This is a genomic window from Leclercia sp. UBA1284, from assembly GCF_002308415.1.
Classification (GTDB): domain Bacteria; phylum Pseudomonadota; class Gammaproteobacteria; order Enterobacterales; family Enterobacteriaceae; genus Enterobacter; species Enterobacter pneumoniae.
Window position 1 is genome coordinate 580,137 of record NZ_DBUS01000007.1, and the last position, 16,190, is coordinate 596,326.

Below are 16,190 nucleotides of genomic sequence, written 5' to 3' on the forward strand. Positions count from 1 at the left end.
CTTTTTTTATAAAGAAACAACACAACACAATCGCAAGGAAAACCTATGTTAGCCGTTATCACCAGGCTGTTCCCGCTATGGGCACTGCTGCTCTCTGTACTCGCGTATTACACGCCCACCCATTTCACCGCCATTGGCCCCTGGATCACAACCCTGCTGATGCTGATTATGTTCGGCATGGGCGTCCATTTAAAAATCGACGACTTTAAGCGCGTGCTGTCGCGCCCGGCACCGGTCGCGGCGGGCACTTTCCTGCACTACCTGATCATGCCGCTCGCCGCCTGGCTGCTGGCGATGGCGTTTAAAATGCCGCCTGACCTCTCTGCCGGCATGGTACTGGTGGGCAGCGTTGCCAGCGGAACCGCCTCTAACGTAATGATCTATCTGGCGAAAGGGGATGTCGCACTTTCGGTGACTATCTCTTCGGTGTCGACCCTGGTGGGCGTGATCGCCACCCCGCTGTTAACCCGCCTGTACGTTGATGCGCATATTCAGGTGGATGTGATGGGAATGCTGCTCAGCATCCTGCAAATCGTGGTGATCCCTATTGCGCTGGGTCTGGTTATTCACCATCTTTTCCCGCGCATGGTAAAGGCGGTTGAGCCGTATCTGCCCGCCTTTTCGATGGTCTGTATTCTGGCCATTATCAGCGCCGTGGTGGCCGGCTCGGCTGCACATATCGCCTCCGTCGGCTTTGTCGTTATTATTGCGGTGGTGCTGCACAACATTATCGGGCTGCTGAGTGGCTACTGGGGCGGTAAGCTCTTTGGCTTTGATGAATCCACCTGCCGCACGCTGGCCATTGAAGTGGGGATGCAGAACTCCGGCCTGGCGGCGGCGCTTGGCAAGATCTACTTTTCACCGCTGGCGGCATTGCCGGGCGCGCTGTTCTCCGTCTGGCACAACCTGTCCGGCTCTCTGCTGGCGGGCTACTGGTCCGGTAAAGCGATTGATGAACAACCGAAAAAAGATGCGGTAAAGCAGGGTTAATTGGCGACACTTGCTTTACACTGAAGCCTCCCCTTCAGGAGGCTTCGCAATGGCGACACCCCGTTTGACCCAGAAAGAGATGACAGAAGCCGAGCAGCGCGAACTCAAAACGCTACTCGATCGCGCCCGTATCGCGCATGGCCGTACGCTAACGAACGCCGAAACCAATCAGGTTAAAAAAGAGTACATCGATAAACTGATGGCGCAGCGTGAAGCCGCGGCGAAGAAAGCCCGCAAGCTGAAAAAAGAGCAGGCTTATAAACCGGATGCAGAGGCGACCTTCTCCTGGTCAGCCAGTACATCAACCCGTGGAAGGCGCTAATTAGCGCCCTTTCTTTTTACGGCCCGGCTGGGTAAAGCGTTTCCCCGCGGGCTTGCCCCGCCCTTTTTCTTCAGCAGGCGGCGCCTTCACGACCGGGCGCTTAATCGCCTGCGTTTTCGGTTTTGCTTTCGCCTTTGGCTTCGCTTCAGAAGAGGAGTTTTCGATCAGCCTGAACAGCTCAATCAGCTCGTCGCCGGTCAGGTCGCGCCACTCGCCCAGCGGAATACCGGACAGGCTGACGTTCATAATGCGCGTGCGTTCGAGCTTTGTGACTTCATAGCCGAAATGCTCGCACATACGACGGATCTGGCGGTTTAGTCCCTGCACCAGCGTAATACGGAACGAGAATGGCCCCTCTTTCTTCACCTTACATTTCTTCGTGACGGTGCCCAAAATCGGCACGCCTGCGCCCATGCCCTGGATAAATTCATCGGTGACCGCTTTGTTCACCGTCACAATGTACTCTTTCTCGTGATCGTTACCGGCACGCAGAATTTTGTTAACCAGATCGCCATGGTTGGTGAGGAAAATCAGCCCCTGAGAGTCTTTATCCAGGCGGCCAATCGGGAAGATGCGGGTGCTGTGGTTGACGAAATCAACGATGTTATCGCGCTCGCCATCTTCGGTGGTGCTAACGATGCCAACCGGTTTGTTCAACGCGATAAATACCAGGTCTTCTGCATCACGCGGCTCGATGAGTTGACCATTTACTTTCACCACGTCGCCGGGCGTAACCTGGTCGCCAATGGTGGCGCGTTTGCCGTTGATAAACACGTTACCCTGTTCGATGTAACGGTCTGCTTCGCGACGTGAGCAAATTCCGCTCTCGCTAATGTATTTATTTAATCGGGTTGATTGTTCTGGCAGCATAGTTTCTCCTGTGAAGGGCGAAATATACCTTACCTTGCGGCTGACAAAAAAGGCTTAGTAACCGTTGATGAGAAAATCGAGCGCATCACGCAATGACGCCCGGTTTTGCGTAAGATCGGCGACACACCTGCCCAACTCTGTTGGTGAAATGCCTGCCATCATGTGCATCATGACCACGCAAGGCTTACCTGCTATCTCTACGACAGGGCATACTTTCGCAGGTGGCTGAACGCCTCGAAGATGGCTAAGTTCAACGGCGGGGGCGACAAGAAGGTGCTTCATCACATTGGCCACGGGATGCTGCATATTGATTAGCCAGGGATATGCCGTTTTACCCCTACCTTCATTCTCATAAGCAAAATATTGCTTCATCAGAAAGATCTCTGAAAGTCACTAAAGGAGCCGTTTTCCTCTACCCACTGGTTAATAGCCTCGATAGAGGCTTTATTTTCTTCTAACCACGCGGCGCGCTGATGCACACGAAACTGCTCCTGAAGTGCAGCCGTGAGTACAGCGGAGAGATTAAGATTAAGACGTCGCGCCTCTTCAAGAATTTCTGGTGCTAAAGACACATTAACTGATTTTTTATTGCCAGAAGTAGTGCGCATGAGAACCCCCATCGAAATGCGCATGAATTGGCGAAGTGTAGCGTAATAAACAACCATTTTCTATTCCCTTAAAATCATAAGGTCTTAAGCGTAAATGGCGCTTTAAAAGGTGTCACGCCTCGCAACATGGTTTTGCGAGGCGCTTTCAGAGATTAATACTCATCCCGCTCATCATCTTCGTCCGGCTGCTCCATCACGCTATACGCCACCGCGCAGAACAGCGAATTGAGACGCTTCATATCCCCCAGCAGGCCCAGGTGCAGGGAGCTGGTTTCGATGCTTTGCACGTTCTGCTGATGCAGACGCTCGACGTGAGCGTGGGAATAACGGCGGTTAAGGATGCGGAAACGGTGCTTGTTACGGCGCAGGCGGCGGGCGCTGGGCACGTCTCCGGAGAAGAAGACCGACATGGCCAGCTTCAGGTTACTCACCAGCTGTTCGTGTAACGCTTCCAGCTCTTGTAACCCTTCAAGGGAGAATGCGCGACGGGCCGCCAGCGATTTGTCGGCGATTTCACTGCCCATGCGTTCAACAATATCGGACGCCTGCTCAAGGTTAAGCGACATTTCGATAATCTCCGCCCAGCGGCGGGACTCCTCTTCCGCCAGTTCATCCTGCGGCATGCGAGCCAGATAGAGCTTGATAGCGGTGTAGAGCACGTTGATGTCGTCGGCGAGTTTACGCAGCGCTTTCTCTTCCCGCGGTTCGCCACGCATCACTTTTTGCAGCCCATCGAGCATGGTTTCCATGGCATCGCCCATCCGCAACGTCTCACGGGCGGCATTGGCCAGCGCCAGCGCTGGCGTATCCAGCGCGGAGGTATCCAGGTGCTTGGGTTTGAGGCGCGAATCCAGTTCGGGCTCGTCGCGGATCATCCGTTCGCAGAAGCGCGCCATCGGCCCGGCGAAAGGCACCATCGCCAGGCAGCGTACCAGGTTGTAGAAGACGTGGAAGTAGATCACCAGCTCTGCCTTCGGCAGCGGCAGGTTATCCATCAGATTCGCCAGCGGGTGAACAAACGGCAGGATGATCAAACTGCCCACCAGCTTAAACAGCAGGCTGCCCAGCGCCACGCGGCGGGCAGCGGCATTGGCGGCGCTGTTGTTGAGCATTGCCAGCAGGCCGGAGCCAAGGTTAGCGCCAATCACCAGACAGAGCGCCACCGGGAAAGAGATGGCACCGGCGGCCGTTAATGTCGCCGTCAGTAGCACCGCCGCCAGGCTGGAGTAGCTGACAATGGCAAAGACCGCGCCGATGAGCGCATCCAGCATGATATCGCCGGTCAGGGAGGCAAAGATGACCTGCACACCGTTGGCCTGGGTGATCGGCGTAACGGCCTGCACAATCAGCTCCAGCGCCAGCAGGATCAGACCGAGGCCAATCCCCACGCGCCCGAGTTGCCCGGCGCGGGTCTGCTTACGCCCCAGAAAGAAGATAACGCCGATAAAAATCAGCAGCGGCGAGAGCCAGGAGAGATCGAACGTCAGGACACGCGCCATTAGCGCGGTACCCACATCGGCACCGAGCACGATCACCAGCGCAGGGGTCAACGCCACCAGGTCCTGCGCCACAAAGGAGGTGACCAGCATGGTCGTAGCATTACTGCTTTGCACCAAAGCAGTCACGCCAATGCCCGCGCAAAAGGCGAGCGGCTTCTTCTCAACGCTTCGGCTAAGAACGGTACGTAAACGTGCGCCGAACACGCGCATCACGCCGGTACGGACAATATGGGTACCCCATACCAGCAGCGCCACTGCAGAGAGCAGGTGTAACAGAGTCAGCACGGAAGTGGTTTCTCCTTATCGTTAATTCATCCTTACTCCAGTATAAGGGTTTAAATGTAAGAAAGAGAAAGGGCGCCCGATGAGCGCCCTGTTAGTTGTAAGGAAAGGTGACGTGAGTTCTGGCACAGCCAGATCAGGCACAGGGCGTCCCGAGTGAGGCAGTCCTGCTGCGAGCGGGCAGGTTAATCGGCATCGTAACCGAGGTTAGGTGCTAACCAGCGCTCCACTTCCGACACGCTCATCCCTTTGCGCCGGGCATAGTCTTCAATCTGATCGCGCTGAAGCTGCGCCACGGCGAAGTATTTACTGTCGGGATGGCTGAAGTACCAGCCGGAAACGGACGCGCCAGGCCACATGGCGAAGGACTCAGTGAGCTTCATTCCGGTATGGGCCTCTACGTCCAGTAATTTCCAGATGGTGCCCTTTTCAGTGTGTTCCGGACAGGCCGGATAGCCCGGCGCCGGACGGATACCCTGGTAGTTTTCGCGGATTAGATCCTCGTTGCTGAGGTTCTCGTTCGCCGCATAGCCCCAGTGCACTTTACGTACGCGCTCGTGCAGATACTCTGCAAAGGCCTCCGCCAGACGGTCGGCGATCGCTTTCACCATGATTTTGTTGTAATCATCATGCTGCGCGTCAAACGCGTCTGCCAGCGCATCCTCTTCCAGGCCGCCGGTTACGGCGAAGGCGCCGATGTAATCTGCTTTTCCGGAAAGCTTCGGCGCCACAAAATCGGCGAGGCAGTAGTTGGCAAAGCCGATTTTCTCGGTTTGCTGACGCAGATGGCGACTGACGGCCAGCACCTGGGTACGCGTTTCATCCCGATAAATTTCCACGTCGTCGCCCACGCGGTTGGCCGGGAACAGGCCCACTACGCCGCGCGGATTAAGGGTTTTCTCCGCACTCAGGGTATCGAGCATGTCGTTGGCATCTTTGAACAGGCGCTTCGCCTCTTCCCCCACCACCTCGTCTTCGAGGATGCGCGGGTACTTGCCCGCCAGCGACCAGGTCATAAAGAACGGCGTCCAGTCGATGTAGTTACGCAGCGTTTCGATGCTGGCGGTAACCTCCTGCACGCCCAGACGGTGTGCCACCGGCGGCGTATAGGCAGACCAGTCAAACGCCAGATCGTTTTCCCGTGCCGCCTGCAGCGTGACCGGCGGCGTGCGTGGTTTTTTACGACCATGCTGGATGCGCACAGTTTCGTACTCTTTACGGGTACGCGCGACAAAGTCATCGCGCTGAGTTTCGGAGAGCAGCGCGGATACCACGCCCACGGTGCGCGAGGCGTTCTGCACGTATACCGTCGGCCCGCTGTAGTTCTGCTCGATTTTCACCGCCGTGTGCGCTTTTGAGGTGGTGGCTCCGCCAATCAGCAGCGGAATGGTAAAGCCCTGCCGCTCCATCTCCTTCGCCACGTTGACCATCTCGTCCAGCGACGGGGTAATCAGCCCGGAGAGGCCAATCAGGTCGGCGTTCACTTCCCGCGCGGTTTTGAGGATTTTCTCCGCCGGGACCATGACGCCGAGGTCGATAATCTCGTAGTTGTTGCACTGCAAAACCACGCCGACGATATTCTTGCCGATGTCGTGCACGTCGCCTTTTACCGTGGCGATGACCATTTTGCCGTTGCTGGAGCCTTTCTCTTTGCTGGCTTCGATGTACGGCTCAAGGTAGGCCACCGCCTGTTTCATTACGCGTGCGGATTTCACCACCTGCGGCAGGAACATTTTGCCCTCGCCGAAGAGATCGCCCACCACGTTCATGCCGTCCATCAGCGGACCTTCAATCACCTCTATCGGGCGCGCAGCCTGCTGACGGGCCTCTTCGGTATCGATTTCAATAAATTCGGTAATGCCTTTAACCAGTGAATACTCCAGACGCTTTTTCACGTCCCAGGCGCGCCATTCGGCCTGCTGAACATTGACTGCGTCATCGGATTTACTGCCGCGGTATTTCTCCGCCAGCTCCAGCATACGCTCGGTGGCGTCGTCGCGGCGGTTAAGGATCACGTCCTCTACCGCGTCGCGCAGTTCGGCGGGCAGGTCGTCGTAAATTGCCAGCTGTCCGGCGTTGACGATGCCCATGTCCATGCCGTTGCGGATGGCATAGTAGAGGAACACGGCGTGAATGGCCTCACGTACCGGGTCGTTACCGCGGAACGAGAACGAGACGTTCGATACGCCGCCGGAGATCAGCGCGTGCGGCAGCTCGCGTTTGATGTCTTCACAGGCGCCAATAAAGTCCTGCGCGTAGTTGTTATGCTCTTCAATGCCGGTTGCCACGGCAAAGATATTCGGGTCGAAGATGATGTCTTCCGGTGGGAAGCCTACCTCTTCGGTCAAAATCTTGTATGCGCGGCGGCAGATCTCAATTTTGCGCTCGCGGGTATCGGCCTGGCCGACTTCGTCAAAGGCCATCACCACCACGGCGGCGCCGTAACGACGCACCTGCTTCGCATGGTGGATAAAACTCTCGACCCCCTCTTTCATCGAAATCGAGTTAACGATGCCTTTGCCCTGGATACACTTCAGCCCTTTTTCGATGACGTCCCATTTGGAGGAGTCGATCATGATCGGTACGCGGGCGATGTCCGGCTCACCGGCAATCAGATTCAGGAAACGCACCATCGCCGCTTCGGCGTCGAGCATCCCCTCATCCATATTGATGTCGATGATCTGCGCACCGCTCTCTACCTGCTGACGCGCTACGTCCAGCGCTTCGCTGTACTTCTCTTCTTTGATCAGACGTTTAAACTTCGCGGAACCGGTCACGTTAGTACGTTCCCCGACGTTCACAAACAGGCTGTCATCGCCGATGGTCAACGGCTCAAGGCCGGAGAGGCGGCAGGCAACCGGGATGTCCGGCAGCTTGCGCGGCGGCAGCCCGGCTACCGCGTTACTCATGGCGGCGATGTGTTCCGGTGTGGTACCGCAGCAGCCGCCGACGATATTCAGGAAGCCAGACTCGGCCCACTCGCGGATTTGTGCCGCCATGGTGTCGGCATCCAGATCGTATTCACCGAAGGCGTTTGGCAGCCCGGCGTTCGGGTGCGCGGTGACGTAGCACTCTGCGATGCGGGACAGCTCCTGCACGTACTGGCGCAGTTCGTCCGGCCCCAGGGCGCAGTTCAGGCCGAAGGTGAGCGCGTCGGCGTGGCGCAGGGAGTTGTAAAATGCTTCGGTGGTCTGCCCGGAGAGGGTACGCCCGGAGGCGTCGGTGATAGTGCCGGAAATCATGATCGGCAGATCCACGCCCAGCGCCTCGAACTCCTCTTTGACGGCGTAAATCGCGGCTTTCGCGTTCAGGGTGTCGAAAACGGTTTCAATCAGAATCAGATCGGAACCGCCCTCCACCAGCGCACGGGTCGATTCACGGTAGGCAGCCACCAGTTGATCGAAACTGATATTGCGAAACGCCGGGTCGTTAACATCCGGAGAGATAGAGGCGGTGCGGTTTGTCGGCCCCAGTACGCCGGCAACGTAGCGCGGTTTTTCTGGCGTGCGGGCGGTCCACTCATCGGCGCAGGCGCGGGCCAGCTTTGCCGCCTCGTAGTTGATCTCCGCCGACAGGGATTCCATCTCATAATCCGCCATGGCGATAGTGGTCGAGTTAAAGGTGTTCGTCTCAACGATATCGGCACCCGCCTCGAAGTAGGCGTAATGGATAGCCGCGATGATCTCAGGCTTACTAAGCACCAGCAGATCGTTGTTACCTTTCAGATCGCAGGGCCAGTCGGCGAAGCGCTCGCCGCGGAAATCCTCTTCACTCAGACGATAGCTCTGGATCATGGTGCCCATGCCGCCATCCAGCACCAGAATGCGTTCATTTAACTGCGCGCGCAGTTGATCTACTTTGCTACTCACACTCGCTCCCGACTACGCTCAACAAGGCCATAAGGCTGCATTCCATACTGGCATAATCTTGCAGGGTGGAAAAGTCACACAGCGGTAACATGAGACAAGTTCAGCATCACACCTCCGACCAGCAATGAAAGCGGTTGCAAAAGCAGCGAATAAAACGAAAATGATTTCCACGATACAGAAAAAGGAGCCCATCATGGTCGCTACCGTTCCCGCCAAACGTGGCAGAAAACCTGCTGCCAACGCCGCACCGCAAAGTGGGCAAGTTCAGTCATTGACCCGTGGGTTAAAACTGCTGGAGTGGATTGCCGAATCACACAGTAGCGTCGCGCTGACCGAGCTGGCACAGCAGGCTGGCCTGCCGAACTCCACGACGCACCGCCTGCTCACCACCATGCAGCAGTTGGGCTTTGTGCGTCAGGTGGGTGAGCTGGGCCACTGGGCAGTGGGTGCGCACGCGTTTATCGTCGGCAGCAGCTTTTTGCAGACGCGCAATCTGCTGGCCATCGTCCACCCTATCCTGCGTAAACTGATGGAAGAGTCTGGCGAGACGGTGAACCTGGCGGTGCTGGACCAGAGCGATCATCAGGCGATTATTATCGACCAGGTGCAGTGTACACAGCTGATGCGTATGTCAGCCCCCATTGGCGGTAAACTGCCGATGCACGCCTCGGGTGCAGGGAAGGCGTTTCTTTCTCAGTTGAGCGAAGAGCAGGTGACGGGGCTGTTGCACCGCAAAGGGCTGCACGCTTATACCCATGCCACGCTGGTCTCTCCCGTGCACCTGAAAGAGGACCTGGCCCTGACCCGCAAGCGCGGTTACTCCTTTGATGACGAAGAGCATGCGCTGGGTCTGCGCTGTCTGGCAGCCTGTATTTTTGACGAGCACCGCGAGCCGTTTGCGGCCATCTCTATCTCCGGCCCCATTTCGCGCATGACCGACGATCGGGTGACCGAGCTGGGGGCGCTGGTCATCAAAGCCGCGAAAGAGGTGACGCTGGCCTATGGAGGAGTGCGCTGAATGAGCAATTTAAAAGCGTACTGGCAGGATAAATATCCTCAGGCTTTTTGCTGGTCGTTCGGCGATTCACCCGAAATGGCCGATGAGCTGGCCGCCCTGGTCGTCGCCGGGAAGAAGCGCGGCACCTGCGGCTCGTTAGCCAGTTATCAGCAAGAGCTGCCACCCGTCACGCCCGGCGCCATGCATATTGTACTCAACGGTAAAGGCGATGCCGTCTGCGTCATTCGCACCATGGCGCTTCGAATCATACGCTTTAACGAAATGAGCCCTGAACTGGCGGCCCTGGAAGGCGAAGGCGATCTCAGCCTGGCTTACTGGCAATCGGCCCACCAGGCCTTCTTCGAGCGCGAAGGCAGCTGGTCGCCGGAGATGGAGCTGGTTTATGAAGAGTTCACCGTCGTCGAGACCGCCGAAACGCCGTAACGAATACAAAACCGTTGGCGGCGGCGGTAGGCGTAAACATCCTCGACATGCCCCTGTTTAATGCGTGACTGCAAACCGCGCCAGTAATCGGCGCGGAACAGGTCGGCGTGCATCTCTTCAAATAGCGGCCCGATGCGCGGGTCAGCGCATAACCAGTGACGAAACTCCTCCGGGAAAACATCCCCCGGCGAGACGCTGTACCAGGGTTCACTGGCCAGCTCATCTTCGGGATAGCGCGGCGGCGGGATATCGCGGAAATTCACCTCCGTCATGTAGCAAATTTCATCGTAATCGTAGAACACCACCCTTCCATGTCGGGTGACGCCGAAGTTTTTGAAGAGCATATCGCCAGGAAAGATATTGGCTGCCGCCAGCTGCCGGATGGCATTGCCGTACTCTTCAATGGCATCGCGCAGCGCCTGCCCTTCAACCTGCTCCAGCCAGATATTGAGCGGCACCATACGCCGCTCGATATAAAGATGGCTGATGGCAATCTGATCGCCAAGATCGGTGATTTTGCCGGAGGCCTCCTGCAACAGAAGCGCCATTAAAGCCGGGTCTATCTGCCGCTTATCCAGAACAAAATTTTCAAACTCCTGGGTATCGGCCATCCGCCCCACGCGGTCATGCTCTTTAACCAGCTGATAGCAGGCGCGGACATGCGCAGCGGTCATCTCCTTTTGCGGCGCGAACTGATCTTTAATGACTTTAAAAACCCGATCAAATCCCGGCAGGGTAAAGACCAGCATCACCATGCCACGAATCCCGGGCGCCTCAATAAATCGCTCATCCGCGCGGCTGACGTACTGTACATACTCGCGGTAGCTTTCCGTTTTGCCGTGCTTCTGACAGCCAATCGCCATATACAGCTCGGCCGTGGTTTTACCCGGCAGGAGCTCGCGCAGCCACTCTACCAGGGCCGCAGGCAACGGTGCATACACCATGAAATAGGAGCGGGCGAAGCCAAACACGATGCTGGCTTCGGCATGGGTGGTCAGGCAGGTATCGATAAACAGCTCGCCCGCATCGCTACGATGAATGGGCAACAGCAGCGGGACCGTGGCGGAGGGCATGACCAGCTTCCCCACCAGCCAGGCGGCCTTATTGCGATAAAAGAGTTCGTTCGCCACCTGTAAATGGCTCTGCCTGAGTAGCGCGTCGCCGAACGATTCACGCAGATGCGCATGGATAAACCCGATATCGCGCGATTTATCCTGCCAGGGTAAACGCAGTGGCAAATCACTTAATACCCGGTGGAGCAGCGCTTCCCAGCCATTATCGGGCCAAAAATCTTTCGCCAGCGGGCGCGGGATGGTGCGAAATCGGCGCTCTGGCTGAGAGCTGAAAATAAATAACCGCTCAGGCGATAACGAGCGGTGGTCAAATAACCGGCAATAGACGGAGTTGAAAAAGCTCTCCGCAATCTCGAAGCGCGGGTAATCCGGCAATAGCTGGGTATAGTGCGCCTTCACGCATAGCAGGAAGGCCTCATCGGTGCTTTTGCCCTCGGTAATACAGTGCAACTGCTCTACCACCAGGCCGACGTGATGATCGTAAAGGTGGATGCGCTGCTTCATGGCCTGTTGCACGGCATGCCAGTCGGCATTTTCAAAGCGCTGCTGGGCACCGGAGGTCACTTCCAGAAAACGGCCGTACTGGGCGTCGAAGCCCTGCAGAATGGTTTGTGCAATCAGTAATTCCAGGCCACGCGACATAACGTTCTCCAGTGCCCCTCACCCTCTTCTCATGGAGAGAGGGTGAGGGGAAAATATCAGAACTGGGCTTCTTCGGTTGACCCCGTTAACGCGGTCACGGAGGAGGTTCCACCCTGGATGATGGTGGTGACGTTATCGAAGTAGCCTGTTCCCACCTCCTGTTGATGTGAAACGAAGGTGTAACCCTCTTTACCCGCTGCAAATTCAGGCTGCTGCACTTTTTCAACATAGTGCTTCATGCCCTCTCCCTGTGCGTAAGCATGCGCCAGGTCGAACATGTTGAACCACATGCTATGAATACCCGCCAGGGTGATGAACTGGTATTTGTAGCCCATATCAGAGAGCTGCTGCTGGAAGCTGGCGATGGTTTTATCGTCGAGATTTTTCTGCCAGTTAAAGGACGGGGAGCAGTTATACGCCAACAGTTTGCCCGGGTACTTCGCGTGGATGGCGTCGGCAAAGCGTTTTGCCAGCGCCAGGTCTGGCGTGGAGGTTTCGCACCACACCAGGTCAGCATAGGGGGCGTAGGCCAGACCACGGCTAATAGCCTGCTCAATGCCGGCGTGGGTGCGGTAGAACCCCTCGCGAGTGCGCTCGCCGGTGATAAATTCGCTGTCGTAGGGGTCGCAATCCGAGGTGATCAGATCTGCCGCATCTGCGTCAGTTCGGGCGATGACCAGCGTTGGTACGCCCAGCACGTCCGCTGCCAGACGAGCCGCAACCAATTTCTGAATGGCTTCCTGCGTGGGAACCAGTACCTTGCCCCCCATATGGCCACACTTCTTCACCGAGGCGAGCTGATCTTCAAAGTGAACGGCCGCTGCACCGGCTTCAATCATCGATTTCATCAATTCGAAGGCGTTAAGTACACCACCAAACCCGGCTTCCGCATCGGCAACGATCGGCAGGAAGTAATCTACAAAACGGGGATCGTTAGGCTCAATCCCGGCCGCCCACTGGATCTGATCCGCCCGACGGAAGCTATTGTTGATCCGATCCACCACCGAAGGGACAGAGTTCGCCGGGTAGAGCGATTGATCCGGATACATGCTTGAGGCCAGGTTAGCATCTGCTGCCACCTGCCAGCCGGAGAGATAGATCGCCTCAATCCCGGCCTTTGCCTGCTGCAGCGCCTGGCCGCCGGTTAACGCGCCGAGGCTATTGATATAACCTTTTTTGGCGCCCCCGTGCAGCAGCTTCCACATTTTTGCCGCGCCATGCTGAGCAAGCGTGCACTCCGGGTTGACCGAGCCGCGTAATTTCACCACTTCTTCTGCGCTGTACGGGCGGCAGATGCCTTCCCAGCGCGGTTGGGTCCACTCTTTTTGTAATTCTTCGATTTGTTGGGTACGGGTTTTCATGTGCAGATGCTCCATATTATATTCCTGGCTTCCCAGGCGTTATCAGTGAAGACAGTTTGGCCACGGGAGCAGCGCAGAAACCGGCACGTACTTATAGTACGGGAGGGTTTTGAGCACTGCCCCGCGCCAAAATGGCGAACAATACAGCCCGGGCCTTTACGCCAGCAGGCGATAGCCTGGCAGGGTGAGGAAGTCGATTAAGTCATCTGATGTCGTGATTTGCTCCATCAGGCGGGCGGCGTCGGCAAAACGTCCGCTACTGAAACGGTGTTCTCCCAGCTCTTCCTGAATGTTTTGCATCTCTTCTGCCAGCATCTGGCGGAACAGGGATTTGGTTACCGGCTTGCCGTTGCTGAGTGTTTTTTGATGATGAATCCACTGCCAGATGGACGTGCGCGATATTTCCGCCGTGGCCGCATCTTCCATCAGACCGTAGATGGGCACGCAGCCATTGCCGGAGATCCAGGCTTCGATGTACTGCACGGCGACACGGATGTTGGCACGCATCCCCTCTTCCGTACGCTCGCCGTCACTCGGCTCCAGCAATTGGCTGGCGATGACTGGCGCATCATCGGCGCGGGTAACATGCAGCTGGTTTGGGTTCTCTCCGAGGATGCGACTGAAGACCTCCATCGCTGTGTCAGCCAGGCCCGGGTGTGCCACCCAGGTGCCATCGTGGCCGTTACGCGCTTCCAGCTCTTTATCTGCCTTCACTTTGGTCAGCACCTGGTTGTTACGTTCGGCATCTTTGCTCGGAATAAAGGCCGCCATGCCGCCCATGGCAAACGCGCCGCGTCTGTGACAGGTTTTGATCAGCAGGCGTGAATAGGCACTGAGGAACGCTTTATCCATGGTTACTACCTGACGATCCGGTAAGACGCGGTCCGGGTAGTTTTTCAGGGTTTTGATATAGCTAAAGATGTAATCCCAGCGTCCACAGTTCAGCCCAACGATGTGATCGCGCAGGGCGTGAAGGATTTCATCCATCTGGAAGACGGCCGGCAGCGTCTCAATAAGCAGCGTGGCTTTAATGGTGCCGCGCGGCAAATTGACGCGATCCTCGGCATAACTGAAGACTTCGCTCCACCAGGCAGCTTCTTGCCATGACTGAGTTTTTGGCAGATAGAAGTAAGGGCCGCTGCCTTTGGCCAGCAGGCTTTTGTGGTTATGGAAAAAGTAGAGTGCGAAATCAAACAGGCTGCCCGGAATCGCTTCCCCACGCCAGGTGACATGTTTTTCCGGCAGATGCAGGCCGCGAACGCGGCAGATCAATACTGCCGGGTTAGGCTTGAGCTGGTAAATTTTCCCCGCTTCGTTGGTATAACTGATGGTGCCGTTTACGGCATCGCGCAGATTGATCTGTCCCTCGATTACTTTACGCCAGTCCGGTGCCAGTGAGTCTTCAAAATCTGCCATAAAGACTTTGACGTTAGCGTTCATGGCGTTGATCACCATTTTACGTTCAACCGGGCCGGTGATCTCTACACGGCGATCCTGCAAATCAGCAGGAATACCGCGAATTTGCCAGTCACTTTCACGAATGGAAGCTGTTTCCGAAATAAAGTCAGGCAACCTGCCATTATCAATCTCTTGCTGCTGCTGGATGCGCGCAGCCAGCAGTTTGTTGCGCTTTGGCGTAAAGCGCGTCACCAGCTCAGTCAGGAACTCGACCGCCTCTGGCGTCAAAATTTGTTGCTCCCGCTCGCTATACGGCTGAGTAAACGTCAGTTCAGCGTCTGTGGTTGCCTGTTGAGTCATTGTGTTGCTCCTCTTCAAAGATCCAAAAACAGTTTCCCAATGCGCGCGAAAGATCGTTGTTCGGTTTTCGCTCAGCAAAGATAAGACTATCTATAATTTTCTTAAAATCAAAAACAATTTCCATTTTAATTTAGAATGTCATTTAAGCCTTTGATTAGACTGTTTTTTAAAAAATATCTGAAGGTGAGGGGTATTTCGGAAATAAAAAAGGCACCCGAAGGTGCCTGATAAAGAGTGCTGAAACGCTTTAGGATCGTTTCGGGCAGGAGATTACTCCAGCGTTGGATTCATGTGGCGCAGATCGTATGGCGTGATCTGGTAGACGTAATAGTTGAGCCAGTTGGTAAACAGCAAATTCCCATGGCTGCGCCAGGATGCTCTCGGCGTGTTCTGCGGATCATTTTTTGGAAAATAGTTGTACGGCAACTCAGGCGACAAACCGGCTTCCACGTCGCGGAAATATTCGCCCGCCAGCGTATCGGGATCATACTCCGGATGGCCGGTCACAAACGCGATTCGCTTGTCTTTACTGGCAAACAGATAGGCATCACCGTCTTCAGTCTCTGCGAGGATGTCGAGATCCGTGTAATCACGAATGAGCGCCGCCGGGAAATCGGCATAACGGGAATGGGGCGCCAGGAAGGTGTCATCGAACCCACGCGTCAGCAGTGCGTGGGGATGAAGAATATGGTGCTCATAAACGCCAGACAGCTTTTCGCTACGGGTTTGCTTCGGTATACCGTAGAGAATATTCAGCGCGGCTTGTACTGCCCAACAGACAAAAAGCGTTGAAGTGACATGATCCTTTGCCCATTCAAGCACTTGCTTGATCTGCGGCCAGTACGCAACGTCATTAAATTCCACCAGGCCGAGCGGGGCTCCCGTGACAATCAGGCCATCGAAGTTATCGTTGCGGATATCGTCGAAATTACAATAAAAGTTATTGAGGTGTTCTGATGGTGTATTGCGAGACTCTCGCGCATCGATACGAAGCAACTGGATATCGACCTGCAGCGGCGAGTTGGAGAGCAGGCGAAGAAACTGATTTTCAGTCTCGATCTTTTTCGGCATCAGGTTGAGGATAAGAACCTTCAGAGGACGAATTTCCTGACCTGTAGCACGTGAAGCCGTCATTACAAAGACGTTCTCATCACGCAAGAAATTGACGGCTGGTAGCTCGTCCTGCACCCGAATTGGCATAACCTTACATCCTCAAAGCATACGTATAAACGTTTAGACATCCAGATAGCTGACAATAACCAGAAATCGTCGAAATGTCGAGTAAGGGATGGGAAAGGTGAGAAAGTTTCAAGGAAGGTAAATGGTAGGATCGGATGGGCTCTACAATGGATAATATTGCAAAGCAAAAAACCCCGCACCTTACGGTACGGGGTTCTTCTAATTAATGCCTGGTAGTTCCCTACTCTCGCATGAGGAGACCCCACATTACCATCGGCGCTACGGCGTTTCACTTC

The 16,190-nt window shown here is 55.8% G+C and carries 13 protein-coding genes; 4 read left to right on the top strand and 9 right to left on the bottom strand.

Annotated elements, in window-relative coordinates; translation table 11 throughout:
* Positions 1–45: 45 nt before the first annotated feature.
* Positions 46–990 carry a ketopantoate/pantoate/pantothenate transporter PanS gene (panS, locus tag B3511_RS17500; protein WP_263617148.1) on the top strand — a complete coding sequence of 315 codons (945 nt, stop codon included), beginning with the start codon at positions 46–48 and terminating at the stop codon, positions 988–990.
* 49 nt (positions 991–1,039) lie between these two features.
* The gene (locus B3511_RS17505) at positions 1,040–1,312 is read left to right on the top strand and encodes a DUF3811 domain-containing protein (RefSeq protein WP_040077645.1); all 273 of its coding nucleotides are present in this window, start codon (positions 1,040–1,042) and stop codon (positions 1,310–1,312) included.
* On the opposite strand, the gene rluF is transcribed toward B3511_RS17505, so the two are convergent.
* The 5 genes from rluF to metH all read right to left on the bottom strand — a co-directional run bounded on the left by rluF (position 1,313) and on the right by metH (position 8,440).
* Positions 1,313–2,182: a 23S rRNA pseudouridine(2604) synthase RluF gene (gene rluF, locus B3511_RS17510; protein ID WP_046885554.1), complete on the bottom strand. Its 870-nt coding sequence runs from the start codon at positions 2,180–2,182 to the stop codon at positions 1,313–1,315. It abuts the gene before it with no gap.
* Between the two features lie 54 nt (positions 2,183–2,236).
* Entirely contained in the window at positions 2,237–2,554 is a 318-nt protein-coding gene (locus B3511_RS17515; RefSeq protein ID WP_040077647.1) for a CcdB family protein, read from the bottom strand.
* On the bottom strand, positions 2,554–2,847 hold the full coding sequence (locus B3511_RS17520) for a type II toxin-antitoxin system CcdA family antitoxin (protein ID WP_046885555.1): 294 nt from the start codon (positions 2,845–2,847) through the stop codon (positions 2,554–2,556). The genes B3511_RS17515 and B3511_RS17520 overlap by 1 nt, the downstream gene beginning before the upstream one ends.
* 95 nt (positions 2,848–2,942) lie before the next feature.
* Positions 2,943–4,574, bottom strand: coding sequence for a Na/Pi cotransporter family protein (locus B3511_RS17525; protein ID WP_046885556.1), 1,632 nt, complete (start codon positions 4,572–4,574; stop codon positions 2,943–2,945).
* A 182-nt stretch (positions 4,575–4,756) separates the two neighbouring features.
* The gene (gene metH / locus B3511_RS17530; protein ID WP_040077651.1) at positions 4,757–8,440 is read right to left on the bottom strand and encodes a methionine synthase; all 3,684 of its coding nucleotides are present in this window, start codon (positions 8,438–8,440) and stop codon (positions 4,757–4,759) included.
* 193 nt (positions 8,441–8,633) lie between these two features.
* Between metH and iclR the strand changes: the two genes are divergently transcribed.
* Both iclR and B3511_RS17540 read left to right on the top strand, forming a co-directional pair.
* Entirely contained in the window at positions 8,634–9,458 is an 825-nt protein-coding gene (iclR, locus tag B3511_RS17535) for a glyoxylate bypass operon transcriptional repressor IclR (RefSeq protein WP_154298839.1), read from the top strand.
* Positions 9,459–9,881, top strand: a complete 423-nt coding sequence (locus tag B3511_RS17540; protein ID WP_046885558.1) for an ASCH domain-containing protein — start codon at positions 9,459–9,461, stop codon at positions 9,879–9,881.
* Here B3511_RS17540 and aceK read toward each other — a convergent pair.
* The 4 genes from aceK to metA all read right to left on the bottom strand — a co-directional run bounded on the left by aceK (position 9,839) and on the right by metA (position 15,915).
* Complete coding sequence (gene aceK / locus B3511_RS17545) at positions 9,839–11,596, bottom strand: bifunctional isocitrate dehydrogenase kinase/phosphatase (RefSeq protein ID WP_286783939.1); 1,758 nt, start codon at positions 11,594–11,596, stop codon at positions 9,839–9,841. The genes B3511_RS17540 and aceK overlap by 43 nt on opposite strands.
* 56 nt (positions 11,597–11,652) lie before the next feature.
* Positions 11,653–12,957: an isocitrate lyase gene (aceA, locus tag B3511_RS17550; protein WP_212478563.1), complete on the bottom strand. Its 1,305-nt coding sequence runs from the start codon at positions 12,955–12,957 to the stop codon at positions 11,653–11,655.
* Positions 12,958–13,113: 156 nt separating this feature from the next.
* Positions 13,114–14,715, bottom strand: a complete 1,602-nt coding sequence (aceB, locus tag B3511_RS17555; protein WP_286783940.1) for a malate synthase A — start codon at positions 14,713–14,715, stop codon at positions 13,114–13,116.
* 270 nt (positions 14,716–14,985) lie between these two features.
* Positions 14,986–15,915: a homoserine O-acetyltransferase MetA gene (gene metA, locus B3511_RS17560; protein WP_040077655.1), complete on the bottom strand. Its 930-nt coding sequence runs from the start codon at positions 15,913–15,915 to the stop codon at positions 14,986–14,988.
* Positions 15,916–16,190: the final 275 nt, after the last annotated feature.